Raw genomic sequence first — 10,969 nt, 5'->3', positions numbered from 1 at the left:
CGCCGTGCTCAGAGCACTTCGAACACGCCCGCTGCGCCCATGCCGCCGCCGATGCACATCGTCACCACCACGCGCTTGGCGCCGCGGCGCTTGCCTTCGATCAGTGCATGGCCGGTGAGGCGCTGGCCGCTGACGCCGTAGGGGTGGCCCACCGCGATCGCGCCGCCGTTGACGTTCAGGCGGTCCATCGGGATGCCCAGCGTGTCGGCGCAGTACAGCACCTGCACGGCGAAGGCCTCGTTGAGCTCCCACAGGTCGATGTCGGCCACCGTCAGACCCAGGCGCTTGAGCACCTTGGGCACCGCGAACACCGGTCCGATGCCCATCTCGTCGGGCTCGCAGCCGGCCACCGCGAAGCCGAGGAAGCGGCCCAGCGGCTTCAGGCCCTTGCGTTCGGCCAGGCGCTCGTCCATCACGATGCAGGCGCCTGCGCCGTCGCTGAACTGGCTGGCATTGCCCGCGGCGATCACGCCGCCGGGCAACGCCGGCTTGATGCCGGCCACCGCCTCGTAGGTGGTGCCGGGGCGCAGGCCTTCGTCGGCGCTGACCGTCACTTCCTTGGTACGCAGGCCGAGCTGCGCATCGGCCACGCCGGCCATCACGGTGATCGGTGCGATCTCGTCCTTGAACTTGCCGGCTTCCTGCGCCGCGCAGGCCTTCTGCTGGCTGGCCGCGCCATACTGGTCCATGCGCTCGCGCGCGATGCCGTAGCGCTTGGCCACCTGCTCGGCGGTCTGCAGCATGCTCCAGTAGATCTCGGGCTTGTGCTGCACCAGCCAGGGGTCGGCGAGCATGTGCTTGTTCATCTCGTTCTGCACGCAGGAGATGCTCTCCACGCCGCCGGCGGCAAAGATGTCGCCCTCGCCGGCGATGATGCGTTGCGCGGCCAGCGCGATGGTCTGCAGGCCGCTGGAGCAGAAGCGGTTCACCGTCATGCCGCTGGTGGTGATGGGCAGGCCGGCGCGCAGCGCGATCTGGCGCGCGATGTTGGCGCCGGTGGCGCCCTCCGGATTGGCGCAGCCCATGATGACGTCGTCGACCTCGGCCGGCGCGATGCCGGCGCGCTCGACGGCGGCCTTCACGGCATGGCCGCCCAGCGTGGCGCCGTGGGTCATGTTGAAGGCGCCCTTCCAGCTCTTGGCCAGGGGCGTGCGGGCGGTCGAGACGATCACGGCGTTGGTCATGGAAAGACTCCTGTCGGTCAGGCGGCGGGCATCGCCGCCTTGTAGATGCTGTTGCGGGGCTGGGCGAACACGCGCCGCAGCAGGGGTTCGAATTCCTCGATCGGCAAGGTCTCGGCCTTCGGGTCGAAGGCCGGGTTGTCGTAGAGCGCGCAGAACTCGGCGGTGCGCTCGTAGTGCTGATGGCCCTTGAACTGGTCGCGCAGGTTGCGGTCCAGCCCCAGGTGGTGGAAGAAGTAGTAGCCCTGGAAGATGCCGTGGTTCTGCACCATCCAGAGGTTGGACTCGCTGACCACCGGCTTGAGGATCGCCGCGGCCACGTCGAAGTGGTTGAAGGGCGCCAGCGTGTCGCCGATGTCGTGCAGCAGCGCGCAGACCACGTACTCGTCGTCGCGGCCGTCGCGCAGCGCGCGCGTGGCGGTCTGCAGCGAGTGCGTGTAGCGGTCGACCGGGAAGCCGCCGTAGTCGCCTTCGAGCAGCCTCAGGTGCGCGATCAGCCGGTCGGGCAGCGCCTTCACGAATGGCGCGTACTCGCCGGCGATCCTGCGCCAGTCCTCCGCCGTGCTTTCCTCCATGCGAGTGAAGGTGGCCCGTTCGCTCATGGCGGCCTCAGCTGAACGTCTTGCCTTCGGCCGCCAACTTGGCCAGCAACGGCGCCGGCTCCCAGAACTTGGCGTCGTCGTTGGGGTTCTTCGCGAAGCGCTTCATCGCCTGCACGACGTTGAAGAGGCCCACGGTGTCGGCGTAGCACATCGGGCCGCCGCGGAACAGCGGGAAGCCGTAGCCGGTGAGATAGACCATGTCGATGTCGGACGCGCGCAGCGCGATGCCTTCCTCGACGATGCGCGCGCCCTCGTTGACCAGCGCGAAAACCAGCCGCTGCACGATCTCCTCGTCGGAGATCTTGCGCGGCGTGATGCCGAGCTCGCTGCGGTGCTTGGCGACCATGTCCTCCACCAGCTTGGACGGGAGCGCGTCGCGCTTGCCCGCCACGTAGTCGTACCAGCCGGCGCCGGTCTTCTGGCCGAAGCGGCCCATCTCGCAGAGCAGGTCGGCGGTCTTGCTGTAGCGCAGGTTCGGCTTCTCGATGTAGCGGCGCTTGCGGATGTACCAGCCGACGTCGTTGCCGGCGAGGTCGCCCATGCGGAACGGGCCCATCGCGAAGCCGAACTTCTCGACCGCCTTGTCCACCTGCGCCGGCGTGCAGCCTTCTTCGAGCAGGAAGCCGGCCTGCCGCGAGTACTGCTCGATCATGCGGTTGCCGATGAAGCCGTCGCACACGCCCGAGACCACGCAGGTCTTCCTGATCTTCTTGCCCAGCTGCATGACGGTGGCCAGCACGTCCTTGGCGGTCTTCTCGCCGCGCACCACCTCGAGCAGCTTCATGACGTTGGCCGGGCTGAAGAAGTGCGTGCCGATGACGTCCTGCGGGCGCTTCGTGAACGAGGCGATCTTGTTGACGTCCAGCGTCGAGGTGTTGGTCGCCAGGATGGCCCCGGGCTTCATCACCTCGTCGAGCGTCTTGAACACCTGCTCCTTGACGCCCATGTCCTCGAACACGGCCTCGATGACCATGTCGGCGTCCTTCAGGTCGTCGTACTTCAGCGTCGTGCTCAGCAGGCTCATGCGCTGCTCGTACTTGTCCTGCTTCAGCTTGCCCTTCTTGACCTGGGCCTCGTAGTTCTTGCGGATCGTGGCGACGCCCTTGTCCAGCGCCTCCTGCTTCATCTCCAGCATGACTACCGGGATGCCGGCATTGAGGAAGTTCATCGCGATGCCGCCGCCCATGGTGCCGGCGCCGATGACAGCCAGTTTCTTGACCGCGCGTACCGGCGTGTCGGGCGGCACGTCCGGGATCTTGGTCGTGGCGCGCTCGGCCATGAAGGCATGGCGCAGCGCCTTGCACTCCGGCGTGAGCATCAGGTTCATGAAGAGCTCGCGCTCGACCTTCATGCCCTCGTCGAACTTCATCGTCGTCGACGCGGCCACGGCATCGACGCACTTCGGCGGCGCCGGGAAGTTCCTCGCCATCGCGCCCACCGTGTTGCGCGCGAACTGCAGGTAGGCCTGCGCATTCGGATGCTCGACCTTGAGGTTGCGCACCAGCGGCAGCGGCCTCCGGTCGACGACCTCGTGGGCGAAGGCGATCGCACCCTCGATCAGGTCGCCCTCGACGACGCGGTCGAACAGCTTCTGGCCCGGCGCCTTGGCCAGCAGTTCGCTGGCCACCGGCTCGCCGCTGACGATCATGTTCAGCGCGTTCTCCAGGCCGAGCACGCGCGGCAGGCGCTGCGTGCCGCCGGCACCCGGGATGAGGCCGATCTTCACTTCCGGCAGTGCGATCTGCGCGCCCGGCGCCGTCACGCGGTAGTGGCAGCCCAGCGCCAGCTCGAGGCCGCCGCCCATCGCGACGCTGTGCACCGCGGCGACGACCGGCTTGGTCGACGCCTCCAGCGCCAGGATCACAGACAGCAGGTTGGGCTCGGCGATCGCCTTCGGCGAGCCGAACTCGCGGATGTCGGCGCCGCCCGAGAAGGCCTTGCCGGCGCCGGTGACGACGATCGCCTTGACCGCGTCGTCGCCGAGTGCCTTCTCCAGGCCGTTGACGATGCCCAGGCGGGTCTCGTAGCCAAGGCCGTTGACCGGTGGGTTGTCGAGCGTGATGACGGCGACGTCGCCGCGTGTCTGGTAGGTGGCGGTCATGCGGAGTTCCTCTCGGTCGGGAGGGAGGGGATGGAGCAGAAAAGAACGATCGTTCGATTCTAGGATGGCGGGAAGCCGCACCGTTGTCGCTGCCGTGACAGCGCGTCGAGGTTCAGACCTCCAGCCACTCCTTGCGAATATAGGCGTTGCCGCGCAGTTCGGCCGGCGTGCCCTCGAAGACGATGCTGCCATGGCCCATCACGTAGCAGCGCTGCGAGATCTCCAGCGCGATGGTGAGCTTCTGCTCGACCAGCAGCACCGACACCCCGCGCGCCTTGAGCTCTTTCAGGTACTCGGCGACCAGCTCGACGATCTTCGGCGCCAGGCCCTCGGTGGGCTCGTCGATCATGATCAGGTCGGGGTCGCCCATCAGCGTGCGGCACAGCGTCAGCATCTGCTGTTCGCCGCCGGACATGACGCCGGCCTGCGTGTGCTGCCGCTCCTTCAGGCGCGGAAACAGGCGATACATGTCGTCGAAGGTCCAGCGCGGCTGCTTCTTGCCACGCTTCTCGCCGAGCATGAGGTTCTGGTGCACCGTGAGCTTGGGGAAGATGTCGCGGTTCTCCGGCACGTAGCCCAGGCCCAGGTGGGCGATCTCGAAGGACTTGCGGCCGAGCACCTCCTCGTCGCGGTACTTCACGGAGCCGGTGCCATCGACCAGGCCCATGATGGCCTTCACCGTGGTCGAACGGCCCGAGCCATTGCGGCCCAGCAGCGCGACGATCTCGCCCGGCTGCACGTTCATGTGCACTCCGTGCAGCACATGGCTCTTGCCGTAGTAGGCGTGCAGGTTGTCGACGGTCAGCAGGCTCATACTGCCGCCCCCGACGCCTGCGCTTCGGCCAGCACCGAACCCAGGTAGGCCTCCTGCACGCGCGGGTTCGCGCGCACCGCGTCCGGCGTGTCGAAGGCGATCACCTCGCCATAGACGAGCACGGCGATGCGGTCGGCCAGACCGAACACCACGCCCATGTCGTGCTCGACGGTCAGCAGCGTCTTTCCTTCGGTCACCTCGCGGATCAACTGCACGAAGCGCGTCGTCTCGCTGCGGCTCATGCCGGCCGTGGGCTCGTCGAGCAGGATCACCTCGGCGCCGCCGGCGATGGTGATGCCGATCTCCAGCGCACGCTGTTCGGCGTAGGTCAGGTTCATCGCCAGCACGTCGCGCCGTTTGTCGAGCTTGATCATCTTCAGCACCTCTTCGGTGCGGTCGTTGGCGTCCTTGGCATCGGCCAGGAAGCGCCAGAACGAGTAGCGGTAGCCGCGCGACCACAGCACCGCGCAGCGGATGTTCTCGAACACCGACAGCCGCGTGAACAGGTTGCTGACCTGGAAGCTGCGCGCCAGACCCATGCGGTTGATCTCGAAAGGCTTGCGGCCGAGGATGGACTGGCCGCTGACCAGGATGTCGCCGCTGCTGGCGTGGAACCGGCCGCTGATCAGATTGAACAGCGTCGACTTGCCGGCACCGTTCGGGCCGATGATGGCCACCCGCTCGCCCTGCTTCACCGACAGGCTGACACCACGGATGATCTCGGTCTTGCCGAAGCTCTTGCGAACGTCCCTCAGTTCGACGGCGAAGCTCACAGCGCCTCCCTCCGCTTGATTTCCTTCTCGATTTCGCCCTGCGTCTCGCCCCATTCGCGCACGAAGCTGCGCCGCGCGAGCTCGAACAGTCCCGCGCCCGTCACGACCACGAACACTGCGCCGAACCAGGTGTCGGCGCTGGACGTGTTCAGCGACGCGCCGAGGAACTTCATCGTCGGGCCGAGCGCCGCGTTGAGCTGCACGTGGTAGACCATCTCGATCATCGCCGCCACGCCGAGCAGCAGTGTCATGCCGGCGCCGCCCAGCGCCAGGTAGGCGGTCCACAGCCGCCGCAGCTTGCCGAAGGCAGCCACACGCAGGTTCATCATGATCAGACTGGCCACGCCGCCTGGCGCATACATCACCATGAAGAGGAAGATCAGCCCGAGATAGAACAGCCAGGCCTTGGTCCACTCCGACAGCAGCACGATGCCGATGACCATCAGCACCGCGCCGATGATCGGCCCGAAGAAGAAGGTTGCGCCGCCCAGAAACACGAACAGCAGGTAGGCGCCCGAGCGTGCCGCGCCAACCACCTCGGCGGTGACGATCTCGAAGTTCAGCGCCGCCAGCCCGCCCGAGATGCCGGCGAAGAACCCGGAGATCATGAAGGCGCGCCAGCGCACCTGCTGCGTGTCGTAGCCGACGAACTCGACTCGCTCGGGGTTGTCGCGCACCGCGTTGAGCATGCGTCCCAGCGGCGTGCGTGTCAGCGCGAACATCGCCGCGGTGCAGACGAAGGCGTACAGGGCGATCAGGTAGTAGACCTGGATCTGCGGGCCGAAGCTGACGCCCAGCACGGGCTTGCCGATCACGCGATTTCCGGAGATGCCGCCCTCGCCGCCGAAGAACTCCGGCAGCATCAACGACATCGACCACACCAGTTCGCCCACGCCCAGCGTGATCATCGCGAAGGTGGTGCCCGACTTCTTCGTGGTGACGAAGCCGAGCAGCGCGGCGAAGGCGAAGCCGGCCAGGCCGCCGACGATCGGGATCAGGCTGACCGGAACCGCCAGCGCGCCCGCCGTCGCCGCATTCAAGGTGTGGATGGCGAGGAAGGAGCCCAGGCCGGTGTAGACCGCGTGGCCGAAGCTGAGCATGCCGCCCTGCCCCAGCAGGACGTTGTAGGACAGGCAGGCGATGATCGCGATGCCCATCTGCGACAGCATGGTCAGCCCCAGGCTGCTCTTCCAGGCCAGCGGCGCGACGACCAGCAGCAGCGCGAAGAGGCCCCAGATCAGCCAGCGGCTGACGTTCCAGGGCTTGAATCGGTAGACGTTGTTGGCCATGGCCTCAGTCCTCTCGGGAGCCGAGCAGGCCACGCGGTCGCAGGATCAGGATCAGCACGAGCAGCAGGTAGGGCAGGATGGGCGCGGTCTGCGCCAGGGTGATCTTGGCGATCGGATAGATCGGGCTGTCCGGCCCGATCGTCCATCCAACGCCCTGCCCGATGTCGATGAGGGACTTGTCGACCGTCAGCGGCAGCGTTTGCAGCAGACCGATGAGCAGCGAGCCGACGAACGCGCCGGGCAGCGAGCCCATGCCACCGATGACGATCACCGCGAAGATGATCGGCCCGATGTTCGACATGTTGGGCTCGGTGACGAAGGTGATGCCGCCGGTCACGCCGGCGAGGCCGGCCATCGCGCAGCCCGCACCGAACACCAGCATGAACACGCGCGGCACGTTGTGGCCCAGCGATTCGGCCATCTCGGGGTGGGTCAGCGCGGCCTGGATGACCAGGCCGATGCGCGTGCGCGTCAGCAGCAGCCACAGGCCGAGGAGCATGAACAGCGCCACCACGGCGAGGAAGGCGCGGTTCAGCGGGAAGCGGGAGCACTGCACGATCACGTCCGCTGCGCCCTTGCACATCGCCTCGGGCGCGACTCCGGCGACGATGCGCATCGACTCGGCCGACGACTGCACGATGGTGAAGGCCGTGCCCTGCAGGGCCGGCGGCGGCGTGAACGGCACCGAAGTGCGCCCCCAGATCAGCTGCACCAGTTCGTAGAGCACATAGGACAGCCCGAATGTGACGAGCAGTTCGGCCACGTGGCCGTACTTGTGCACCTTGCGCAGGATGGCGCGTTCGAACACCGCGCCGGAAGCGCCCACCAGCAGCGGCGCCAACAACAGAGCCGCCCAGAAACCGACCACGCCGGTGAGCGTGTAGGCGAAGTAGGCACCGAGCATGTAGAAACTAGCGTGCGCGAAATTCAGCACGCCCATCATGCTGAAGATCAGCGTGAGGCCCGAGCTGAGCATGAACAGCAGCAGCCCGGAGCTGATGCCATTGAGGAGGTTGATGAGGAGTTGGTCCAAGGCCGCGAGGGGATCGTGGCGACGGCCGTGAGGCCGCCAGGCCGGGTCGGGAAAGACAAGGCCCGCGGGAGAGGGCTCCGGCGGGCCTGTCGAAGCTCAGACGCTCAGGCGCCCGGTCGCTTCATCTGGCACGAGGTGGGCGTGCTCGACACGTAGGGCTCGAACACCTTGTTCTGCACCCAGGTGTAGCCGGTGCCTTCGGCGTTCCACTGCTTCTTCGGGTCGCTGATCTTCTTCCAGGTGGCGATGTACAGCGGCTGCTGCAACTGGTGGTCGGCGGCACGCATCGTCACGTCGCCCGAGAAGCTCTTCACCGTCAGGCCCTCCATCGCGGCGGCGACCTTCACCGGGTCGGTGGACTTGGCCTTGGCGATGCCCGCGGCCAGTGTCGGCAGCACGTGCAGCGTGGACAGCAGCGACAGGTCTTCCTTGAACTTGTCGTGGAACTCATGCGTCCACTTCGCGAGCTCGGGGATGTTCGCGTGTCCGATGTAGACGAACTTGATCTTGCCGTCCATCGTCGGGCCGATCGCCGAGGGCGAGCCGTTGGCGCCGGCATAGTAGGTGTAGAAGTTCGCATCCAGGCCGGCGTCCTTCGCCGCCTTGATGAGCAGCGACATGTCGGTGCCCCAGTTGCCGGTGACCACGCTGTCAGCACCGGAGGCCTTGATCTTGGCGATGTAGGGCGCGAAGTCCTTCACCTGTCCGATCGGGTGCAGGTCCTCGCCGACGATCTCCACGTCGGGGCGCTTGCGCGCCAGCGCTTCCTTGAAGAACTTGGCGACCTGGTGGCCGTGGGCGTAGTTCTGGCCGATGACGTAGACCTTCTTGACGTTCTTCTCGTCCTTCATGTAGGTCGTCAAGGCCTCCATCTTCATGGAGGTGTCGGCGTCGAAGCGGAAGTGCCAGAAGCTGCACTTGCTGTTCGTCAGATCTGGGTCGACGGCGGCGTTGTTGAAGAACACGACCTCCTTGCCGGGGTTGCGCTCGTTGTGCTTGTTGATCGCGTCGATGATGGCGCCGGCCGCACCCGACCCGTTGCCCTGCGTGACGAAGCGGATGCCCTGGTCGATGGCTGCCTTGAGCACCGTCAGGCTTTCCTGCGGCGAGGCCTTGTTGTCGAACGAGACCACCTCGAACTTGACGCCGGCCGGGTTGTTCGCGCTGAGCTTCTCGGCGACGAACTGGAACGTCTTCAGGCTGTTCTGGCCGATGTTGGCGAAGGGGCCCGACAACGGGTCGATCCAGGCGATCTTGACTGTCTCGCCCTTCTGCGCCCAGGCGGCGCCGGTCATCACCATCGCACCGCAAAGGGTGCCGAGGACGTGTTTCGTAAAGTTCATCGAGCTCTCCGGAAGTCAGATGTGTCCATCGGGGACAAAGCCCTCGGACGGTAACGGAAGCACCCTTCGTCGGGTTTTAGGGACTACCCCGAACGCTTGTCACCGTCGAGACAGGGGGCTTGCCGACGTGAACTCAAATGGTGGGCAGTCGATGGTCCTTGAACAGCTCGCGCAGTTTGAGCTTCTGCATCTTGCCGGTGGCGGTGTGCGGGATCTCGCCGACGAAGGCCACGTCGTCGGGGATCTGCCACTTGGCGATGCGGCCTTCGAAGTAGGCGAGCATCTGTTCGCGCGTGAGCTCGGCGCCGGGCTTCTTCACCACCACCAGCAGCGGACGCTCGTCCCACTTCGGGTGGCGGCAGGCGATCGCTGCCGCCTCGAGCACCGCAGGGTGACCCATGGCGATGTTCTCCAGATCGATCGAGCTGATCCACTCGCCACCGGACTTGATGACGTCCTTGCTGCGATCGGTGATCTGCATGTAGGCGTCGGCATCGATCGCCGCCACGTCGCCGGTGGGGAACCAGTCGCGGCCGTTGACCTTGACCAGTGGCGACTCCGCCCGCTGGAAGTAGCTCTGGATCACCCATGGCCCGCGCACCACCAGGTTGCCCGACGCCTTGCCGTCCCAGGACAGCGGGGCGCCGTCGTCGTCGATGATCTCCATGTCGACGCCGAAGATGACCTTGCCCTGCTTCTCGAGGATGCGGCGCTGCGCCTCGAGGTCGAGCGACGCGTGCTTGGCCTTCAGCTTGGACAGCGTGCCCAGCGGCGACATCTCGGTCATGCCCCAGGCGTGGATGACCTCGACGTCGAAGTCGTCCTCCAACGTGCGCATCATCGCGGGCGGGCATGCGGATCCCCCGATCACCGTGCGGCGCAGCGTGCTGAACTTCAGCTTGCCGGCCTGCGCGAAGTTGATCAGGCCCAGCCACACCGTCGGCACGCCTGCACTGAACGTGACCTTCTCGGCCTCCATCAGCTCGTAGAGCGACTTGCCGTCCAGGTGCGGCCCCGGAAAGACCAGCTTGGCGCCGATCATCGGCGCCGCGTAGGGCGTGCCCCAGGCGTTGACGTGGAACATCGGCACCACCGGCAGGATCACGTCCTTCGCGCCGACCCCCATGCCGTCGGGCAGCGCCAGCCCGTAGGTGTGCAGCAGCGTCGAGCGGTGGCTGTAGACCGCGCCCTTCGGGTTGCCGGTGGTGCCCGACGTGTAGCAGATGCTCGACGCGGTGTTCTCGTCGAAGTCCGGCCAGCGGAAGACGCCGTCCTCGCCGTCGACCAGGTCCTCGTAGCACAGCAGCCCGGGAATGCTGCTGCCCGCCGGCATGTGGCTGCGGCCGACCATGGCGACGAAGTGCTTCACGCTGCCGAGCTGGGGCGCGAGCTTTTCGACCAGCGGCAGGAAGTTCAGGTCGAAGCAGAGCACCTTGTCGGCCGCATCGTTGGCGATCCAGGCGATCTGCTCCGGGAACAGGCGCGGATTGATGGTGTGGCAGACCAGCTCCGAGCCGGAAGCGCCGTAGTAGATCTCGAAGTGACGGTAACCGTTCCAGGCCAGCGTGGCGACGCGGTCTCCCGGTTCGCATCCCAGCCGCGCGAAGGCCTGCGCCAGCTTGCGCGCTCGCAGCTCGGCGTCCCGGTAGGTGTAGCGGTGGATATCGCCCTCGACGCGCTTGGAGACGATCTCGATGTCGCCGTGGTGGCGGGCGGCATGCACCAGCAGCGAGGAGATCATCAGCGGCATCTGCATCATCTGGCCCATCAGGCGTGGCATGGTCTCGCTCCGTGTTCGAAAGTGATGAAGGGTGGGCAGCCGCAATTGCTGCG

General features: G+C 66.5%; 9 protein-coding genes. All 9 read right to left on the bottom strand.

All coding sequences use genetic code 11. The annotated features are described in order from the left end of the window. Positions 1-8: 8 nt before the first annotated feature. Positions 9-1,184, bottom strand: coding sequence for an acetyl-CoA C-acyltransferase (locus tag Q0599_RS19525; RefSeq protein WP_298833202.1), 1,176 nt, complete (start codon positions 1,182-1,184; stop codon positions 9-11). 17 nt (positions 1,185-1,201) lie between these two features. Further along, positions 1,202-1,783: a phosphohydrolase gene (locus Q0599_RS19520; RefSeq protein WP_298833200.1), complete on the bottom strand. Its 582-nt coding sequence runs from the start codon at positions 1,781-1,783 to the stop codon at positions 1,202-1,204. A gap of 7 nt (positions 1,784-1,790) precedes the next feature. Further along, the gene (locus tag Q0599_RS19515; protein ID WP_298833198.1) at positions 1,791-3,884 is read right to left on the bottom strand and encodes a 3-hydroxyacyl-CoA dehydrogenase NAD-binding domain-containing protein; all 2,094 of its coding nucleotides are present in this window, start codon (positions 3,882-3,884) and stop codon (positions 1,791-1,793) included. Positions 3,885-3,996: 112 nt separating this feature from the next. Next, positions 3,997-4,692: an ABC transporter ATP-binding protein gene (locus Q0599_RS19510; protein ID WP_298833317.1), complete on the bottom strand. Its 696-nt coding sequence runs from the start codon at positions 4,690-4,692 to the stop codon at positions 3,997-3,999. A 2-nt stretch (positions 4,693-4,694) separates the two neighbouring features. Then, positions 4,695-5,471, bottom strand: coding sequence for an ABC transporter ATP-binding protein (locus tag Q0599_RS19505; RefSeq protein ID WP_298833196.1), 777 nt, complete (start codon positions 5,469-5,471; stop codon positions 4,695-4,697). Further along, positions 5,468-6,760 (bottom strand): branched-chain amino acid ABC transporter permease, encoded by a 1,293-nt coding sequence (locus Q0599_RS19500; RefSeq protein ID WP_298833188.1) that lies wholly within the window; start codon positions 6,758-6,760, stop codon positions 5,468-5,470. The genes Q0599_RS19505 and Q0599_RS19500 overlap by 4 nt, the downstream gene beginning before the upstream one ends. 4 nt (positions 6,761-6,764) lie before the next feature. Further along, positions 6,765-7,793: a branched-chain amino acid ABC transporter permease gene (locus Q0599_RS19495; protein WP_298833185.1), complete on the bottom strand. Its 1,029-nt coding sequence runs from the start codon at positions 7,791-7,793 to the stop codon at positions 6,765-6,767. A 104-nt stretch (positions 7,794-7,897) separates the two neighbouring features. Then, the gene (locus tag Q0599_RS19490) at positions 7,898-9,136 is read right to left on the bottom strand and encodes a branched-chain amino acid ABC transporter substrate-binding protein (RefSeq protein ID WP_298833182.1); all 1,239 of its coding nucleotides are present in this window, start codon (positions 9,134-9,136) and stop codon (positions 7,898-7,900) included. Between the two features lie 133 nt (positions 9,137-9,269). After that, the gene (locus Q0599_RS19485) at positions 9,270-10,916 is read right to left on the bottom strand and encodes a 3-(methylthio)propionyl-CoA ligase (RefSeq protein ID WP_298833180.1); all 1,647 of its coding nucleotides are present in this window, start codon (positions 10,914-10,916) and stop codon (positions 9,270-9,272) included. Between the last annotated feature and the right edge of the window lie 53 nt (positions 10,917-10,969).

Origin of the sequence: uncultured Piscinibacter sp. (genome assembly GCF_937952055.1) — a bacterium.
Taxonomy (GTDB): Bacteria; Pseudomonadota; Gammaproteobacteria; order Burkholderiales; family Burkholderiaceae_C; genus Piscinibacter.
This window is presented reverse-complemented; position numbering and strand designations above follow the sequence as displayed.